The sequence below is a fragment of the Mesorhizobium sp. M1169 genome, from assembly GCF_040318345.1.
Taxonomy (GTDB): domain Bacteria; phylum Pseudomonadota; class Alphaproteobacteria; order Rhizobiales; family Rhizobiaceae; genus Mesorhizobium.
Map to the genome: position 1 here is coordinate 64,581 of NZ_JAMYME010000017.1, position 17,813 is coordinate 82,393.

The window sequence follows — 17,813 nt, forward strand, 5'->3', positions numbered from 1 at the left end:
AGTCAAATGCAGAAGCGCTTAAATAAAAGGGGCGGCCCGAAAACCGCCCTTACTAGTTAAAAAAGCTGTGACTTTCGTTATTCTGCAGCGATTGCGTGCTTGGGCTGAACGGCCGCAGAATAGTCATTCATCAGCGTCTTGGCGATTTCGCCGACCTCGAATCGGTATGGACCGATCTCCGAAACCGGCGTCACCTCGGCTGCCGTCCCGGTGAGGAAGCACTGCTGGAAGCCTTCAAGCTCATCCGGCATGATGGCGCGCTCGATCACCTCCAAACCGCGGTCCTTGGCAAGGCCGATAACCGTGCGGCGGGTGATGCCGTCGAGGAAGCAATCAGGCTTGGGCGTATGGATCTTGCCGTCCTTGACGAAGAAGATGTTGGCGCCTGTCGCTTCCGCCACCTGGCCACGCCAGTCGAGCATCATGGCGTCGGCATAGCCCTTGGCCTCGGCGGCATGCTTGGACATGGTGCAGATCATGTAGAGGCCGGCCGCCTTCGATTTCGACGGTGCGGTGCGCGGGTCGGGGCGGCGCCATTCGGCCATGTCGAGGCGGATCCCCTTGAGCTTCTGCGCCGGGTCGAAATAGCTTGGCCACTGCCAGATGGCGATGGCGCAGTTGATCCGACTGTTCTGTGCGGAAACGCCCATCTGTTCGCTGCCGCGCCACGCGATCGGCCGGACATAGGCGTCCTGGAAACCTTGCTTCTTCAACAGCGTGCGGCAGGCGTCGTCGATCTCGGCGACCGAGTAGGGTATCTTGAAGCCAAGCAGGCGCGCCGATTCATGCAGGCGTTCGGTGTGGTCGGTCAGCTTGAAAATTTCGCCCCCATAAGCGCGCTCGCCCTCGAATACCGCGCTGGCGTAGTGCAGCCCGTGGGTCAAGACGTGGATCTTGGCGTCGGCCCATTTGACGAATTCGCCGTTCATCCAGATAAAGCCGTCCAGTTGGTCGAAGGGAACGGATGCCATGGTAACCTCCCGCGGGCGGCAGCCCGCACATCATTGTGTCGTTGCGTGTTTCGCCTCGGCCGCTGCGGGCGGCCATTGTCTCAAAGCGTAGGCGGATATTTAAGGTCTGGCAAACTCAGGAAGTTCCGGAAAAAACGGCTTCGCTTGCCTTTTCGTTCGCAATCCGCCGAAAAGCTTGCCAAAAATTACCATCGCGCGGAAAATACGTCAATAGTGCTGACATAATTTCCTGCTTCACACGGAGAAAAGATGACGAGCCACGCAGCCGCAGAGCCGATCAGGACGGCGATCACCGACGAGGACGGCATCGATTTCGCCATCATCGAGTTGTTCTTCTTCGCCTATCGCGACTTTACCTCCGATCCGGACCAGATCCTGGCCGATTACGGTTTTGGCCGCGCCCATCATCGGGTGTTGCATTTTGTCAATCGCCGGCCCGGCCTGACGGTCGCCGAGCTCCTCGATGTGCTCAAGATCACCAAGCAGAGCCTGGCGCGCGTGCTCAAGCAACTGATCGACACCGACCATATCGTGCAATTGCAGGGCCCCCGAGACCGCCGCCAGCGCGAGCTTTATCCGACGGCCAAGGGCCGTGCTCTGGCGCTGGCACTGGCGCGGCCACAGTCGCGCCGCATCCATGCTGCATTGGAAGATTCCGGAGCCACCGAACGCGCCGTTATCGAACGGTTCCTTGAAGCGATGGTAAATCCGGAACTAAGGGCGCAGATCGATATTGTGCCCGCAAAGATGTCAGGGAAAAGCCATGGAGACCATTGAGAGGGTTGATCATCCGACAGCACCGGAAGACGACGCGCCGCATCTGCTGGTGGTCGACGACGACACCCGTATCCGCAATCTTCTGAAACAGTATCTGACCGAAAACGGTTTTCGCGTCACCGTCGCCGGAAATTCCGGCGAGGCGAGGCGCAAGCTCGCCGGCCTCGACTTCGATCTGATCGTGCTCGACGTCATGATGCCGGGTGAAAGCGGCGTCGATCTCACCAAGGCGCTGCGGGCCGAGAAAAACGTGCCGATCCTGATGCTCACCGCACTGTCCGAAACCGACAGCCGGATCACCGGGCTCGAGGCCGGTGCCGACGACTATCTGCCTAAACCGTTCGACCCGCGCGAGCTGATCCTGCGCATCAACAATATCCTGCGCCGCGGCGGCCCCGCGACGACGCCCAAGGTCGAACAGCTGGTCTTTGGCCCCTATACGTTCCAGATCGCCAGGCGTGAGCTGAAGCGCGGCGGCGAGGCGCTCAAGCTGACCGACCGCGAGCAGGAAATCCTGGCGATCTTCGCTGCGCGTGCCGGCGAAACGATACCGCGGCATGAGCTTGTCGGCGATGAATCCGAGGTCGGCGAGCGCACGATCGACGTCCAGATCAACCGGCTGCGCCGCAAGATCGAACGCGATCCGTCCAATCCGGTCTGGCTGCAGACCGTGCGCGGTATTGGGTATCGGCTCAGCGTGGAATAGAATGCCGCCGACAGCGGCCCTTTGCCGGGTCCCGGTGAGCGAAAGGACGAATGGCGACCACGCAACTCGAACGGCCGGGAGATGGCGGCTTCAGCGCCCGCGCGACGCGGGCGCTCAAGGCCGTGCCGCGCGCCTGGAACCGTTTCTGGCGCCTGGTGTCGCTTTACATGCCGAAGCGGCTCTATGCCCGCTCGCTGATCATCGTCATCGCGCCAATGATCATGCTGCAGTCGGTCGTCGCCTTTGTCTTCATGGAGCGCCACTGGCAGACCGTGACGCAACGCCTGTCGCAGGCCACGGTGCGCGACATCGCCGCCATCATCGACCTGATAGAGACCTATCCGCATGACGCCGACTACGCCAACGTCATCCGCATCGCCCAGGATCGCATGCAGCTGAAGGTCGACCTGCTCCCGCCCGACCCGCTGCCGCCTCCCGGGCCAAAGCCGTTCTTCTCGATCCTCGACGAGATCCTTTCGTCCGAGATCACCCGCCAGATCAACCGTCCGTTCTGGATCGATACGGTCGGCAATTCCAATATCGTCGAGGTCCGCGTCCAGCTCGAGAACAAGGTGCTGCGCGTCTTCGTGCGCCGCAGCCAGGCCTATGCATCGAACACCCATATTTTCCTGATCTGGATGGTCGGCACCTCGCTGGTGCTGCTGATGATAGCCATTCCCTTCCTGCGCAACCAGATCCGGCCGATTCTGACGCTGGCCGAGGCGGCCGAGAGCTTCGGCAAGGGCCGGCCGATGCCGCGCGATTTTCGCCCGCGCGGCGCGGAGGAAGTCCGCCGCGCCGGCTTTGCCTTCATCCAGATGCGCGAACGCATCGAACGCCAGCTCGAGCAGCGCACCGCCATGCTGAGCGGCGTCAGCCACGATCTGAGGACCATCCTCACCCGCTTCAAGCTGCAATTGGCGCTTGCCGGGACCAAGGCGGCCGATACCCAGGCACTCGACCAGGACATCGACGACATGCAGTCGATGCTGGAAGGCTACCTTGCCTTTGCACGCGGCGAAGCTTCGGAAGATGCCGGTCAGTTCGATCTCGAAGCCTTCTTCGACAAGCTTCGCGAGGAAGCCGCGCTGCGCAAGCGCAAGCTGTCGACCGTGCTTGTCGGCGATCCGCATGTGCACGTGCGCCCCAATGCCTTTGCGCGGCTGCTGTCCAACGTCGTCGGCAATGCATTCCGCTATGCCAAGACGGTGGAGATCAATGCCAATCATGGGCGCGGTTCGCTGCTCGTCACCATCGACGATGACGGCCCGGGAATTCCGCCCGAAAAGCGAGAGGATGTATTCAAGCCGTTCGTGCGGCTGGACGAGGCCCGCAACCTCGACGCCAGCGGCACCGGCCTTGGCCTCTCCATCGCACGAGACATTGCCCGCAGCCATGGCGGCGACATTGTCCTCGAACGCAGCCCGCTCGGCGGCCTTCGGGCGGTGATCAAGGTCCCCGCTTGACGGCAGCGACACCCGGCCTTCATCGGCCCGTCATGAAACCATGGTGAAGAGCGCCAATGAAGCGCGCGATCCTGATTGATTCGGCCCTGCGGCCTCATTTCGACCCCGCGCCTGCCCGGGTGCGCTGGTGCGACGCCCGAGCTGCGGCGTGGTCGCCGCTCAGGCGTCGCGGCGAGGCAATCAAGCTTGCCGCCAAGGGACCGCCATGCGCATCCTGATGGTCACCGACGCCTGGCGCCCGCAAGTCAACGGCGTCGTCCACACGCTGGAGCGTCTCTCGGAGACCCTGAAATCCTTCGATATCGAGACGGACTTCCTGACGCCGAAAATCTTTCGCACCCTGCCTCTGCCGACCTATCCCGATATCAGGCTGGCGCTGACGACGCCGCACCGCGTGGCGCAGCTGATCGAGGCACGCAAGGTGGACCACATCCATATCGTCACCGAAGGACCGCTCGGCATTATGGCCCGGCGCTACTGCCGCAACGCCGGCCGCCCGTTCACGACCAGCTATCACACACGTTTTCCGGAATATCTGAGCGCGCGCCTGCCGGTGCCTGAAGCATGGGCCTATCGCTGGCTGCGTGATTTCCACAATTCAGGACAGGGCACGCTGGTTGCCACCCAGTCGCTTGCCGACGATCTTGCGGCGCGCGGCTTCACCAAGCTCCGGCCGTGGACGCGCGGCGTCGACACCGATCATTTTCGGCCGGACAAAAGAAAGGACCTGGGATTTCCCGGACCGATCTTCCTCTGCGTCGGCCGCGTCGCGATCGAAAAGAACCTGCCGGCCTTCCTAGACCTCGACCTGCCCGGCAGCAAGTTGGTCGTAGGCGAAGGGCCGGAATTGGCGAAGCTGAAGGCCAGATATCCCGATGCCCATTTCCTTGGCCATCGTCCGAACGACGAACTGGCCGAGATCTACGCCTCGGCCGATGCTTTCGTCTTCCCCAGCCGTACCGACACGTTCGGCAACGTCATCATCGAGGCGCTGGCCAGCGGCACGCCGGTCGCAGCCTATCCCGTCACCGGACCCATCGATATTGTGGGTGACGGCATCGGCGGCGCGGTGTCGGACGACCTGCGGCAAGCAGCGCTCGCCGCCCTTCACGTAGACCGCGCCGAGGCGCGGCAACGCGCAATGCGCTACAGCTGGAAGGCCTGCGCGGAAATGTTCATGGAAACGGTCGAAGAAGCGCTGGGTACCAGGCGTAAACTGGCTGCGTGAACAACAGCGCAGCTAGAACAACCTGCCGCCGTCCGGCACTTTGCGTTCGATTGCCCCAAGCACCACCGCGCCCTCTTCATCGGGAAAGCCGAGCGTCAGCACTTCCGACATGAATGGCCCGATCTGACGCGGCGGGAAATTGACCACAGCGAACACCTGCCGGCCGATCAGGGCTTCGGGCAAATAGTATTTCGTGATCTGGGCCGAGGATTTCTTCACTCCGATCACGGGACCGAAATCGATTTTCAACTTGATCGCCGGCTTGCGCGCCTCGGGAAAAGGCTCTGCCTCGACGATCGTGCCGGCGCGGATGTCGACGCGGTCGAAATCGGCAAAGCTGATCTCGGGTTTTCGCGCGTTGCTCGAAACCATCGACGGTCAGGCGTTTCCGTAAGTTTCGAACAGCACGCCGGCCAACGCATCCTTGGCCGAAGTTCCCGACCAGACGACGAACTGGAACGCCTGGAAATAGCATTCGCAGGCCTCCAGCGCCGACGACAGCAGCACCTCGACCTGCTGGCTCGACGGCTCGACCCCACCAGCCAGCAGCAGCGACTGGCGGAACATGATGGCGCCTTCCTGCTCCCAGAGATCGAAATGGCCAAACAGCATCTGCTCGTTGATCAGCGAAAGCAGCCGCATCACCTCGAGCGCGCGCGCCTCCGGGACCTTGATGTCGAAGGCGCAGGCCAGGTGCAGCGCCTCGTAGTCCTCCATCCAGGAGAATGAAACGTGGTAGTCGGTCCAGCTTCCGGCAACCGAGATCGAGATCTCGTCGTCGCCGGCCCGCTCGAAGGACCAATCGTTATTGTGCGCCACCTGCTCGATAACATCCACCGGATGGATTTCGCGGGAGAATTCGAGTTCGAGAAGTTCCATGAAATGCTTCCTGTCGTTCTGGGAGCGCCACCACACGCTCCGCGGGAGAGGCACACTCGAACAATTCTGCCTAGAACTCGGACGGCCAGGACTTCGTCAACGCAAAGACCCCGGACCGGACCCCACCGCCCGGCGCATGACCCTGCTCCGAATCATGCAACAAATTCAGTCTATTGATCGGGAGTCGCGTGACCAGCCAAATTTTTCGCACTGCGTCATTCGCATGTGGAAAGGCGCTGTCACAAAGATTCACGCAGTACCGGTAAGCGATTCACGACAAAGCGCTTTTTGCGATCCGGCTTTGTGGAAAAGTTTAACGATTTATTTCTTGTTATTTTTTTGCACGCGGCTTTGACGCAGCCGCAGGCGCTGGTTGACCGGTCAATTCGGCAAGCCTGGCCTCGAGCGCCTCGATGCGAGCGGCGAGGCGGGTGTTTTCTTCCCTGGCCTTCGCCGCCATGTCGCGAGCGGCCTCGAATTCCTCGCGCTGCACCACGTCCATGGAGTTGAGTATGCGCTCGGCCTGGCCCCTGAAGGCGGTCTCCACCTCGCGCCGCACGCCTTGCGCGGCACCGGCTGCATCGGTCATCAGCTTGGCGAATTCATCGAGAATGCGGTTCGGTCCGGTCGCCATGGCAAATCCTCGCTTGGTCGAATTGACGTAGTGGCGCGCGATTCGGAATGCAAGCATATGCTTGCCTTGACCCCGCCAAAAGCCTGCCGCATGGTCCGCGCCCGAACCTGATTGGGAACCCGGAGACCCTGTTGAGCGAATATTTGCTGCCGCTGGCCGCCCTGCCCTTTCCCAACATCGACCCGGTCATCGTCCGGATCGGACCGCTGGCGGTGCATTGGTACGGCGTCGGCTACATCGTCGGCATTCTGTTCGCCTGGTGGTATGCCAAGCGCCTCGTCACCAACCCAAAACTGTGGCCCGACGGCACCCTGCCGATGAAGCCCGTCGACCTCGACGACTTCATCGTCTGGGCAGCCATCGGTGTGGTGCTCGGCGGACGCACCGGCTACGTGCTGTTCTACGACCTGCCGCGCTACATCGCCAATCCGCTCGATATCGTCGCCGTCTGGCAGGGCGGCATGTCGTTTCATGGCGGCCTGATCGGCGTCATTGTCGCAATGACGCTGTTTTCCCGGTCTCGCGGCATCCGCACATGGTCGCTGTTCGACGTGGTTGCCGCCGGCGTGCCGGTGGGGCTTGGCCTCGTTCGCCTGGCAAACTTCATCAATTCCGAACTATGGGGCCGGCCGACCGACGTTCCATGGGCATTCGAATTCCCCAATGGCGGTCCATTTGCACGCCATCCGAGCCAGATCTACGAGGCGCTGCTCGAAGGGCTGGTGTTGTTCCTTATCCTGCGCTTCCTCACCCATTCGCGGCTCAAGCTGAAGACGCCGCGCTTCGTCGGCGGCGCCTTCATCGCCGGCTATGGCGCCTCGCGCATCTTCATCGAATTCTTTCGCGAGCCCGACCAGCAGCTTGGCTACCTCCTTGGCACGAGCTGGCTGACCATGGGAATGGTGCTGTCACTGCCGATGGTGCTGGCCGGCATCTGGGCAATGGCAACGGCCAAGCCGGTGACAAAACCGCAGCCGGCATGACGCGGCTGAAGACCCGCATCGCCGAGCTGATCGGTGCGGTGGGACCGATCCCCATCAGCGAATACATGGCGCTCTGCCTGTTCGATCCGCAGGACGGCTATTATACGACACGCGAGCCGTTCGGCGCCGCCGGCGACTTCGTCACCGCGCCGGAGATCAGCCAGATGTTTGGCGAACTGGTCGCCATCTGGCTCTATCAGGCGTGGCTGGCGATCGACCGGCCGACGCCGGTCGCCATCGCCGAAATAGGCCCCGGCCGCGGCACGCTGATGAGAGATATGCTGCGCACACTTTCGCGGCTCGATCCGACGCTTACCGCCAGCGCATCGTTCGCCTTGATCGAGACCAGTCCGCGGTTGACCGAGGTCCAGAAACGAACGCTTGCCGGGACGTCGGCCACCGTCGCCTGGCATGAGGCCGTGGACACACTACCGCAGGCGCCGCTTCTGATTGTTGGTAACGAGCTGTTTGACGCGGTGCCCATCCGCCAGTTCGTCCGCGCCGGAGCCGGCTGGCGCGAGCGGATGATCGGTCTCGACGATGCGAACCGGCTGCGCTTTTTTGTCGGCGCCGGCTCGCTCGACCCGATGCTGCTGCCGGAGGGTGCCGAGAATGCGCCGGAAGGTGCGATCGTCGAGGTGGCGCCAGCCCGCGCCGCCCTGATGGCGGCCATCGCCGGGCGACTTGCCGGATTTGGCGGCGCCGGCCTGTTTCTCGACTACGGTCACCTCCAGCCCGGGATCGGCGACACCTTGCAGGCCTTGCGCAAGCACGGTCATGAGGACGTGCTGGCCAATCCGGGGCAGGCCGATCTCACAGCCCATGTCGATTTCGGTGCCCTCGCGGCAACCGTTCGGGCACACAGCCTCGATGCCCACCTCTCAACGCAAGGTGAATTCCTGCTCAAGATGGGGCTTCTCGAACGAGCTGGCCGGCTCGGCGCCAATGCCGATGAGGCAGCTCGCGAAAAGATCGCGGCCGACGTCGAGCGCCTCGCCGGCCCGCTGGCCATGGGCGAACTCTTCAAGGTGCTTGCCGTCCTCCCCGCCGGCATTGCCGTTCCGCCGTTTCCAAGCACGGATTGACTTTTCGTTGCCGCCTCTCCCACTCTTCCGTCTCTGACTAGCGGCCGACATCAACTGCGCCAGCCTTAAACTGACCAGCCTTCAACTGCGCCCTTCAACTCGCTTGACGAAATCGCCCATACGGACAACAAAGCCGCCATGCTGAATCAGACCAAACCGGATCCCGTTCGGTCGCCCTTGCTGGAAACGGCGCAAGGTATCCGCCACGGCTACTTCACGCGAGTCGGCGGCATTTCCAGCGGCATCTACCGGGGCCTCAATATCGGCACCGGGTCGAACGACGACCAGACGCTGGTGCGCGAGAATCGCCGCCGGGTCGCCGAATGGATGGGCGTGCCTGCAAACCATCTGCTAACCGCTCACCAGGTTCATTCGCCGGACGTCGTCATTGCCAGGGAGCCTTTTGCCGGCGAGCGGCCCAAGGCCGATGCCATTGTCACCGACCGGCCGGGCATTGCCGTCGGTGCCTCGACCGCCGACTGCGGACCGGTCCTCTTCGCCGACGCCGAGGCGCGCATTATCGGCGCCGCCCATGCCGGCTGGAAAGGCGCTTTCACCGGAGTGCTGGAAAACACCATCGCGGCAATGGAAAGCCTCGGCGCCCGGCGCGACCGCATCGTCGCAGTGCTCGGTCCTTCGATCGGCCCACGGAATTACGAAGTCGGACCGGAATTCGTCGCCCGTTTCGTCGACGCCGATGCCGGCAGTGCCCGCTATTTCGCGCCCTCCGCAAATGCCGGACACGCGATGTTCGATCTCAACCGCTACACGGTCGACCGGCTGACCAGGGCTGGCGTCAATGCCGAAGGACTTGGCCGCTGCACCTATGCCGAGGAAGAGCTTTTCTACTCCTATCGGCGCAGCACGCATCGCAACGAGCCCGACTACGGGCGGCAGGTTTCGGCAATCGTTTTGGAGGCTGACTGATGGCGCTGCATTTCGAACGCTCGGAATTCGACGCGCGGCGCGATCGACTGATGATCGAGATCGCCGAAAAGAAGCTCGACGCCGTCCTGCTGTTTGCCCAGGAAAGCATGTATTGGCTAACCGGCTACGACACCTTCGGCTTCTGCTTTTTCCAGTGCCTGGTGGTCAAGGCCGACGGCTCGATGGTGCTGCTGACGCGTTCGGCCGACTTGCGCCAGGCGCGCCACACCTCGATCATCGACAACATCGTTTTGTGGACGGACCGCAACGGCGCCAATCCGGCGGTAGATCTGCGCAATCTGCTCAACGAGCTTGACCTGCTCGGCGCCCGGATCGGCGTCGAATACGACACCCACGGCCTGACCGCCTATAATGGCCGGCGCCTCGACGAGCAGTTGCAGACCTTCGGGCAGATCGCGGATGCCTCCGGCATTGTCAGCCGGCTACGGCTATTCAAGAGCCCGGCAGAAATCGCCAAGGCGGAAAAAGCCGCAAATCTGGCCGACGACGCGCTGGACGCAGCACTGCCGCTGATCAAGCAGGGTGGCGATGAGGCGCTGATCCTCGCCGCCATGCAAGGTGCGATCTTTGCCGGCGGCGGCGATTATCCGGCCAACGAGTTCATCATCGGCTCCGGAGTCGACGCCCTGCTTTGCCGCTACAAGGCCGGTCGCCGCAAGCTCACCAAGAACGACCAGCTGACGCTCGAATGGGCCGGTGTCTTCCACCACTACCATGCGGCAATGATGCGCACGGTGTTGACCGGCAAGGTATCGAAACGCCACCAGGAATTGTTCGATGCCGCCCGCGCCGCGCTACTTGCAGTCGAGAAGGCGATGACGCCCGGCAATACGTTCGGCGACGTGTTCGACGCCCATGCCCGCACCCTCGAAGCCCACAACTTGACCAAGCACCGGCTCAATGCCTGCGGCTATTCGCTCGGCGCCCGCTTCACCCCGTCCTGGATGGATATGCCGATGTTCTATCAGGGTAATCCCGAACCGATTGCGCCGAACATGACGCTGTTCGCCCATATGATCATCATGGACTCCGAAACCGAAACCGCGATGACGCTTGGCCGCACCTATCTGACCACCGAATCCCAGCCGAAGCCGCTGTCCCGCCATGATCTCGACTTGATCGTGCAGTGAATCCATAATGGAAAGAGTGTAAGGGGCGTTCGTCGCCAAGGAGTTTTCAGGCTAATGAGACGATCGCATGTGACGACCGTGTCATTGCTCGTGGCGCTGGCACTGGCGGCCTGCACCAATGCGAAGGACGTTCTCGAACCCTCGGCCATTGCCCCGCAATCGACGCAATCCCTCTCCGGAGCCGGAGGTGCCGCGACGCCCCCCGCAACTCCGGCTCAGCCTGCCGGCACCGCGCAAACTGCAGATACGGCGCAGCCTTCCGCTGCAGCAGCCGTGCCGCCCGCCAAAAGCGCGGCTGCCATTGCGCGGACCCGGCTGCAGGTGGCGCCGATCGTCGGCGCCTCGGTAGAAGCCGCGACACCGCTGACCGCCGAGCTTCAGACACGCGCCAGGCAGCGCGGCATCACCTTGGCCGGCAGCACCGACCAGACCCCAACACATGTGCTCAAGGGCTATTTCTCGACCATGACGGAAGGCAAGGACACTACCGTCATCTATGTCTGGGACATCTATGACCCGGCCGGCAACCGGCTGCATCGCATCAACGGCCAGCAGAAGGCGCCGTCTGTTGGCGGCGGCGAAGGCTGGACGGCGGTCGCGCCTGCGACCATGCAGGCAATTGCCGACCAGACAATCGACCAGTTCGCCACCTGGCTTGGCGGCGGCGCCGGCTGACCTGGAGCATAATTCCGAAAGTGAAATCCGGTTTTCGGAAAAGATCATACTCAGACTGAAAGATAGAGCTATGCCGATTCCGTCGGCGTCGAAGTGGACCTATCGCCGCATCGTCAAGCCGTAAGCGTTTATTGAGATTAGCCGGCGGATTCCCATTCACGACGCTTGCAATACCGGCGCGGGCCGCTAAAAGCCCGACTAAGAGGCTGGAGTGCTATCCCGGAGTCTCTCAATCCTTCGCCAGGAACGGTGCATGAAGCTCTTCGCGGGCAATTCCAACAGGGTGCTGGCCGAATCAGTCGCCCGCTACCTCAACATTCCGCTGGGCAAGGCCAGCGTCAGGCGCTTCGCCGACCAGGAAATCTTCGTCGAGATCCAGGAGAATGTGCGCGGCGAGGACGTCTTCATCCTGCAGTCCACCTCGTTCCCGACCAACGATCATTTGATGGAACTGCTCATCATGATCGACGCCTTCATGCGCTCTTCGGCCAAGCGCATCACTGCGGTTATTCCTTATTTCGGCTATGCCAGGCAGGATCGCCGTGCCTCGGGCCGCACACCGATCTCGGCCAAGCTGGTCGCCAACATGATCACCAGGGCGGGCGTTAACCGGGTGCTGACCCTGGACCTCCATGCCGGCCAGATTCAAGGCTTCTTCGACATCCCGACCGACAATCTGTTTTCCGTGCCGGTCATGGCCCGCGACGTAAAGGCGAAATACAAGCAGCTTGCCAATGTCATGGTGGTGTCGCCGGATGTCGGCGGCGTGGTCCGCGCCCGCGCGCTCGCCAAGCGCATCGACGCCCAGCTTGCCATCGTCGACAAGCGCCGCGAGCGCCCCGGCGAATCGGAAGTCATGAACGTCATCGGTGACGTGCGCGGCAAGGATTGCCTGTTGATCGACGACATCATCGATTCGGGCGGCACGCTGTGCAATGCGGCCGATGCGCTGCTTGCCGATGGCGCCACCAGTGTGACCGCCTATACTACCCATGGCGTTTTGTCCGGCGGCGCCATCGCCCGCATCGGCGCCTCGAAACTGCAGGAACTGGTCATCACCGATTCCATCCAGCCGACCCAGGCAGTGCTGGACGCCGCCAATATCCGCGTCATCTCCATCGCCGAACTGATGGGCGAGGCGATCTCGCGCACGGCGACCGAGGAATCGGTGTCGAGCCTGTTCGATTAATGCGTGTCGCGCAAAACTGTGCAGCGGTTTTGCGATAACGACATGCATACAACAAGAACCCAAAGCGCGTCGCATGAGGCCGGTCGAACGCGACGCCCTTCAGGGCTGCGCCTCAGGCCGAGCCGGACCACTTGTTCGTCGCACACCTTCGCCAGCATCACGGGCGCCCCGCATGTAACCGCGTGGCGAGGCTCCCAGCATGCGCTTGAACATGGTGATGAACGCCGGCACGCTGTCATAGCCGAGATCGAGCGCCACCCTCGTGATCGGCTCGCCGTCGGCCAGCCGTGGCAGCGCCGCGAACAGACAGGCCTGCTGACGCCAGGTCGACAGCGACAATCCGGTCTGGCGGTGGAACGCGCGGGTGAAAGAGCGGCGGCTCATGCCGACGATAGCGGCCCACTCGTCGATCGTCGCATGCGGTGACGGTGCCGACACGAAGCGCCGGCACAGCGTCGCCAACCTTGCATCGGACGGGAACGGAAGACCGAGCGGCCGTTCCGGCAGGTTCGGGATTTCGTGCAGCAGGAGCTTCATGATCAGTCCGCCCCGCCCCTTCAGCTCGGCGCCTTGCGGCAGCTTTTCCGATTCCACGATCAGGCTATGCATCAGGTCGGTGATGCCGACGACACGCAACCCGTCCGGCAGGCCGGGAATGGCCTCCGGCATCACATAGACGGACCGCATGCTGACGTCGCCCAGCATCTCGACGGAATGTTCGGTGCCGGCGGGGATCCACATCGCGTGGTCCGGAGGCACCATCCAGCGCCCATGCCGCGTCGTCACCAGCACGACACCGACCAGCGCGTGCAGCAACTGGCTGCGGCTATGATGGTGCCGTGGCACATGGTAGCCGTCCGGATATTCGGTCGGCAGCGCCACTGCCGGCCCGACGGCCTCTTCCAGCCATTGCCAGCGACGCTCATGCAACAGCCCGAGATCGGTGTCGCCCGCTCTGAACATTTCCCTGCCATGCGGCATCAGCTATGGCCCACTTGCGAAACTATTGGACCAAACCACGAAAGAAGTCGCGTGACAAGCAACGTATAAGGCTGCGCCCCATAAGACCGCCTGCGGGAGCGCCCGCCAAAAAGACCACGGAGCCTGCCTTGACCGATACCACAGCAACCGCCGACGCCAAGCCGGCAGCGGCCAGCCACATTTCAGCTCAGGCGACGGCCTTCACCGTCATCCTGGCGGTGAGCTTCTGCCATTGCATCAACGACATCATGCAGTCGCTGCTGTCGGCGATCTATCCGCTGCTGAAGGACAATTATGGTCTCGATTTCTGGCAGATCGGCCTTTTGACTTTTACCTTCCAGGTGACGGCATCCTTGCTGCAGCCGGTGATCGGCATGATTACCGACAAGCGGCCGATGCCTTATTCGCTGCCCTACGGCATGGCTTCTTCGCTGATCGGGCTGGTCGTGCTGGCCTATGCCGGACATTACTCGCTGCTCCTCATCGGCGCCTCGCTGATCGGCATCGGCTCGGCGATCTTCCACCCGGAATCCTCGCGCATCGCCCGCTTCGCCTCCGGTGGCCGGTTCGGTCTTGCGCAGTCGCTGTTCCAGGTCGGCGGCAATTTCGGCCAGGCGATGGGGCCGCTGCTGGCAGCATTCATCGTCGTGCCCTTCGGCCAGACCAGCATCGCCTGGTTTGCCGGCGGCTCGCTGATCGGCATCATCGTGCTGTGGCAGGTTGGCGGCTGGTACAGCCGCCTGCGCGCCGCACAGGGCACCCGCAAAGCGGCAGGCTTCGTTTCGCCTTTCCCGCGCCGCAAGGTCCTGGGCGCGCTGGCGGTGCTGACCTTGCTGGTATTGACCAAGAACGCCTACATCGCCAGCCTGTCCAGCTACTACACCTTCTATGCCATCCATAAATTCGGCGTTTCGGTGCAGATGTCGCAGGTCATGCTGTTCCTGTTCCTCGGCGCCTCGGCCCTGGGCATCCTGCTCGGCGGCCCGTTCGGCGACCGCTACGGACAGAAGGCGATGATCTGGTTCTCGATCGTCGGCGTGCTGCCCTTCACCCTGGCCCTGCCCTACGCCAATTTCGAGTGGACAATGGTTCTCACCGTGCTGATCGGCCTGATCCTGTCCTCGGCCTTCTCGAACATCGTCGTATTCGCGCAGGAACTGGTGCCCGGCCGGGTCGGCATGATCGCCGGCATCTTTTTCGGCTTCGCCTTCGGCATGGGCGGCATCGCGGCCGCCGTGCTTGGCGTCGTCGCCGACATGAAGGGCATCGATTTCGTCTTCCAGGTCTGCTCGTATTTGCCGCTGCTCGGGCTGCTGACGGTCCTTCTGCCTAACATGAAGGAAGCGAGGAAGGCGGAGGCGGGGACCACGATCGGGTGAAGTTTGGGTTGGACTTCGGCTTCCCCGCCCACCGGGCAGCGCGAAATTCGGTTCTCGACATAGACTTCGAGCCGGTCAGGGCCGCCGCGTAGCGACATCGCGGCCATTGGCTGACACGCTCCGTCATCTGAAACACGCTCCGTCATCTGAACTTGAAAGCACGCGTCGCCCGCATCAGCCGGAATGCCTGCTCGGCAGCGTTCGCCAGCAGCGTGTCGGCGTCACGGATCGCGTCTTCGAGGGAACACGGTCGGCACAGAATGCTGAAGAAGGCATCGATGCCGATGTCGTGGGTCGCCTCTGCACCTGCTCCGATCGTTCCGGCCAAGGCGATGACGGGCAGATTGTGACGTTTCGCGCGCCGGGCAATCTCGGCTGGTATCTTTCCAAAGCTCGTCTGACCATCCAGGCCACCCTCGGCTGTCATGACGATGTCGGCGTTTGACAGCCGATGATCGAGATCCATATACCGCAGGATCAGGTCGAAGCGCGGATGCAGCCGGGCCCCAGCAAAGGCGTGAAGTCCGGCGCCGAGTCCCCCGGAAGCTCCTCCGCCGACAAGCGACGTCACGTCGACGCCGAGGTCGCGGCGAACGACGTGAGCGACATTTTCCATGCCCTGCTCGAGCAAAACCACCTGGTCAGGTGTTGCACCCTTTTGCGGGCCGAACACCCGGGCGACGCCTCTCTCGCCGAGCAGCATGTTGTAGGGATTTACCGCGACGTCGATACGAACATTCGAAAGGCGATGATCACGATTGGAAAGATCGACACGAGCTAGCGATGAGAGGGCCGAGCCGCTCCCCGAAATGGGACGGCCGCCGCCGTCGAGCAGACGCACGCCTAATGCTTGGGCCATGCCGGTTCCTGCATCGTTGACACCCGAGTCACCGCAGCCGATCAGAATTCTTTCCGCGCCAAGATCGAGCGCAAAACGAATCAACTCACCAACCCCATAACTTGTAGTGCGGGTCGGGTCACGCATGTCCGTGGGGACGAGCCGGAGCCCGGCAGCCGCCGCGATTTCCAGAACTGCTGTCCGTTTCTTTCTTCGCCCGAGAAAACCGACATTGGCCGCCACGGGTTGTCCCACCGGTCCCGTCACTGTGACGGAATGCAGCTCGCCATCAGACAATTCAACAAGGGTCCGCGTAAAATCCTCGCCGCCATCCACCATTGGAAGGCCCAGGATCTTTGCTGTCGGAACGGCATTGCGAACGCCGCGCGCCAATGCAGCGATGACATCACGAACGCCGAGGCTCTCCTTAAAGCCGGAGGGTGCGACCAATACTCGAAGCCGTCTTCGTTTCGTCAATCCTTTCTTTTTCGACATTCTACGGCTCTCCAACAAGTTGCAGATGGAGCGTGTTGAGCAGGGCTCCGGTGGTTGGCCACACGGCGACCGCGAACACGACGATGAGGATGAACTGCATCGGCAGCAGGATTGAGCTGAGCAAGGCGAGGTCTTTCGGGCCGTAGCCTTCCTCGTCGACCCCCGCGAAAAGCGCGACCGGTTTCGCGCAGATCGCGAGGGTTTGGCAAAAGCCGGTCGCCGAGACGAGGACAAACATTGCCAGGAGAGGGTCGAGCCGCGCTGTCGATGCGAGCATCAGCGCCGGGGGCAGCAGCACCGAGACACGCGCCGTGCGACTGTGGATCACGAGATGACTGAAAAGCCCAAGCAAGGCTAATAAGGAGATAAGCGCCAACGGGCCCAAGCCGGTGCCGCGCAGCGGATCGACAGTCGTCTCGATCAACCACCGATTGAGGCCTGATGCCGTCAGGCCGTCTGCCAAGCAGATCGTCGCCGCCAGAAACAAGAGCAGCTTCCACTCCGCACTCTTGATTGCATCGCCAAACGCCACGGAGCCTACTCTAGGAAGTGTGGCCAAGAGAGCGCCGCCAAGAGCGACAACGGTGGCATCAAGTCCGTGGACAGGTTCGGTCAGCCACGCGATGACAACCCCGCCGGCGATCCAGAGTATCGGCTGCCGTGCCAATCCGGCACCGCCACTAGTCACCGTCGTTGGCTGCAAAAGGGTCATCCGCCGTTCGATCGGCGACAGGAAAAGCCGGAGCAGGCATTCGACCGAAAGGAAGGTGCTTACGGCCGCAAACGGCAGGCCGAAAGCGATCCATTCCAGATAGCTTACTTTCACACCCGAGAGGCGGCCGACCATTTCGATCGCCAGCAGATGGGCACCGGCGCCGACGGGCGATGCAATGGCCGAGAGCAGGATAACAGTGGGGAACAGCAGCGCGAAGGTCCTTCGCAACCGGGCGCTTCCACAGCGTCCCGCGATCGCCTGAAAGGCGGGGATCATCAAAGCTGCGCGACCTGAGGTCGACGGAATGACGAAGGCTGTGGCGATCATGACGGCCGTCAAGGAATAGGCGATTGCGCGAACCGATCGCATGCGCCCCGTCACGAGGCCGAGAACGCGATCTGCGACCCCACTCGCCTTGAAGGTGGCCGCCAACATGAAGGAGGCAAGCAATAGCCAGATCAACTCATCGCCGAGCGCATGAAACAGCGCGCCTGGATCACGGTTGACCAGCAGCGCCATTGCCAGCCCGGCGGCGATCGCAACGAAGGTGTCGTCGAACGGCGTCAGGGTCCACCCGATGATCGCGACAAGCAGGATCTCGAGCGCTCGCCGGGCGTCGGACGGGAGCGCGGAGAGGCCGAATTCAATGATGGCCACACACAGGGATACACAGGTTCCGATCAGTGCGGCTCGCCATATCGGCCAGAGCACCGGCGGTGTCCTTTCCCGAAGGG

The 17,813-nt window shown here is 62.5% G+C and carries 18 protein-coding genes; 11 read left to right on the top strand and 7 right to left on the bottom strand.

Annotated elements, in window-relative coordinates; translation table 11 throughout:
* Positions 1-77: 77 nt before the first annotated feature.
* Positions 78-971, bottom strand: a complete 894-nt coding sequence (locus tag NKH41_RS18305; RefSeq protein ID WP_352450493.1) for a branched-chain amino acid aminotransferase — start codon at positions 969-971, stop codon at positions 78-80.
* 249 nt (positions 972-1,220) lie between these two features.
* On the opposite strand from NKH41_RS18305, the gene NKH41_RS18310 reads away from it, so the two are divergent.
* From NKH41_RS18310 to NKH41_RS18325, 4 genes are all read left to right on the top strand, one after another.
* The gene (locus NKH41_RS18310; protein ID WP_023719182.1) at positions 1,221-1,748 is read left to right on the top strand and encodes a MarR family winged helix-turn-helix transcriptional regulator; all 528 of its coding nucleotides are present in this window, start codon (positions 1,221-1,223) and stop codon (positions 1,746-1,748) included.
* Positions 1,735-2,454, top strand: a complete 720-nt coding sequence (locus NKH41_RS18315) for a response regulator (protein WP_023678415.1) — start codon at positions 1,735-1,737, stop codon at positions 2,452-2,454. Before NKH41_RS18310 ends, NKH41_RS18315 begins: the two co-directional genes overlap by 14 nt.
* Before the next feature lie 50 nt (positions 2,455-2,504).
* A complete protein-coding gene (locus NKH41_RS18320; RefSeq protein WP_352541020.1) occupies positions 2,505-3,920 on the top strand; it encodes an ATP-binding protein in 1,416 nt (471 codons plus the stop codon).
* A gap of 205 nt (positions 3,921-4,125) precedes the next feature.
* The gene (locus NKH41_RS18325) at positions 4,126-5,148 is read left to right on the top strand and encodes a glycosyltransferase family 4 protein (protein WP_352770938.1); all 1,023 of its coding nucleotides are present in this window, start codon (positions 4,126-4,128) and stop codon (positions 5,146-5,148) included.
* A 12-nt stretch (positions 5,149-5,160) separates the two neighbouring features.
* On the opposite strand, the gene NKH41_RS18330 is transcribed toward NKH41_RS18325, so the two are convergent.
* The 3 genes from NKH41_RS18330 to NKH41_RS18340 all read right to left on the bottom strand — a co-directional run bounded on the left by NKH41_RS18330 (position 5,161) and on the right by NKH41_RS18340 (position 6,661).
* Entirely contained in the window at positions 5,161-5,520 is a 360-nt protein-coding gene (locus NKH41_RS18330) for a tRNA-binding protein (RefSeq protein ID WP_352778020.1), read from the bottom strand.
* A gap of 6 nt (positions 5,521-5,526) precedes the next feature.
* Entirely contained in the window at positions 5,527-6,027 is a 501-nt protein-coding gene (locus NKH41_RS18335; protein WP_023678420.1) for a type III secretion system chaperone family protein, read from the bottom strand.
* A 331-nt stretch (positions 6,028-6,358) separates the two neighbouring features.
* Positions 6,359-6,661: an accessory factor UbiK family protein gene (locus tag NKH41_RS18340; RefSeq protein WP_352469829.1), complete on the bottom strand. Its 303-nt coding sequence runs from the start codon at positions 6,659-6,661 to the stop codon at positions 6,359-6,361.
* Positions 6,662-6,792: 131 nt separating this feature from the next.
* Here NKH41_RS18340 and lgt point away from each other — a divergent pair, with 131 nt between their 5' ends.
* The 6 genes from lgt to NKH41_RS18370 all read left to right on the top strand — a co-directional run bounded on the left by lgt (position 6,793) and on the right by NKH41_RS18370 (position 12,671).
* Positions 6,793-7,644: a prolipoprotein diacylglyceryl transferase gene (gene lgt / locus NKH41_RS18345; RefSeq protein WP_352770936.1), complete on the top strand. Its 852-nt coding sequence runs from the start codon at positions 6,793-6,795 to the stop codon at positions 7,642-7,644.
* Positions 7,641-8,729: a class I SAM-dependent methyltransferase gene (locus NKH41_RS18350; RefSeq protein ID WP_352770934.1), complete on the top strand. Its 1,089-nt coding sequence runs from the start codon at positions 7,641-7,643 to the stop codon at positions 8,727-8,729. The genes lgt and NKH41_RS18350 overlap by 4 nt, the downstream gene beginning before the upstream one ends.
* 138 nt (positions 8,730-8,867) lie before the next feature.
* Positions 8,868-9,656: a peptidoglycan editing factor PgeF gene (pgeF, locus tag NKH41_RS18355; RefSeq protein WP_352683930.1), complete on the top strand. Its 789-nt coding sequence runs from the start codon at positions 8,868-8,870 to the stop codon at positions 9,654-9,656.
* Positions 9,656-10,807 (top strand): M24 family metallopeptidase, encoded by a 1,152-nt coding sequence (locus NKH41_RS18360; RefSeq protein WP_023678425.1) that lies wholly within the window; start codon positions 9,656-9,658, stop codon positions 10,805-10,807. The genes pgeF and NKH41_RS18360 overlap by 1 nt, the downstream gene beginning before the upstream one ends.
* Before the next feature lie 54 nt (positions 10,808-10,861).
* On the top strand, positions 10,862-11,482 hold the full coding sequence (locus NKH41_RS18365) for a hypothetical protein (protein WP_023678426.1): 621 nt from the start codon (positions 10,862-10,864) through the stop codon (positions 11,480-11,482).
* A gap of 253 nt (positions 11,483-11,735) precedes the next feature.
* On the top strand, positions 11,736-12,671 hold the full coding sequence (locus tag NKH41_RS18370) for a ribose-phosphate pyrophosphokinase (protein ID WP_023678427.1): 936 nt from the start codon (positions 11,736-11,738) through the stop codon (positions 12,669-12,671).
* A 99-nt stretch (positions 12,672-12,770) separates the two neighbouring features.
* Here the strand turns inward: NKH41_RS18370 and NKH41_RS18375 are convergent, their stop codons facing one another.
* A complete protein-coding gene (locus NKH41_RS18375) occupies positions 12,771-13,652 on the bottom strand; it encodes an AraC family transcriptional regulator (RefSeq protein WP_352770932.1) in 882 nt (293 codons plus the stop codon).
* A gap of 128 nt (positions 13,653-13,780) precedes the next feature.
* On the opposite strand from NKH41_RS18375, the gene NKH41_RS18380 reads away from it, so the two are divergent.
* Positions 13,781-15,031 (top strand): MFS transporter, encoded by a 1,251-nt coding sequence (locus tag NKH41_RS18380; RefSeq protein ID WP_352770931.1) that lies wholly within the window; start codon positions 13,781-13,783, stop codon positions 15,029-15,031.
* Between the two features lie 142 nt (positions 15,032-15,173).
* Here the strand turns inward: NKH41_RS18380 and NKH41_RS18385 are convergent, their stop codons facing one another.
* A complete protein-coding gene (locus NKH41_RS18385) occupies positions 15,174-16,364 on the bottom strand; it encodes a glycerate kinase family protein (protein ID WP_352770929.1) in 1,191 nt (396 codons plus the stop codon).
* Between the two features lies 1 nt (position 16,365).
* Positions 16,366-17,790 (bottom strand): SLC13 family permease, encoded by a 1,425-nt coding sequence (locus NKH41_RS18390; protein WP_352933238.1) that lies wholly within the window; start codon positions 17,788-17,790, stop codon positions 16,366-16,368.
* Positions 17,791-17,813: the final 23 nt, after the last annotated feature.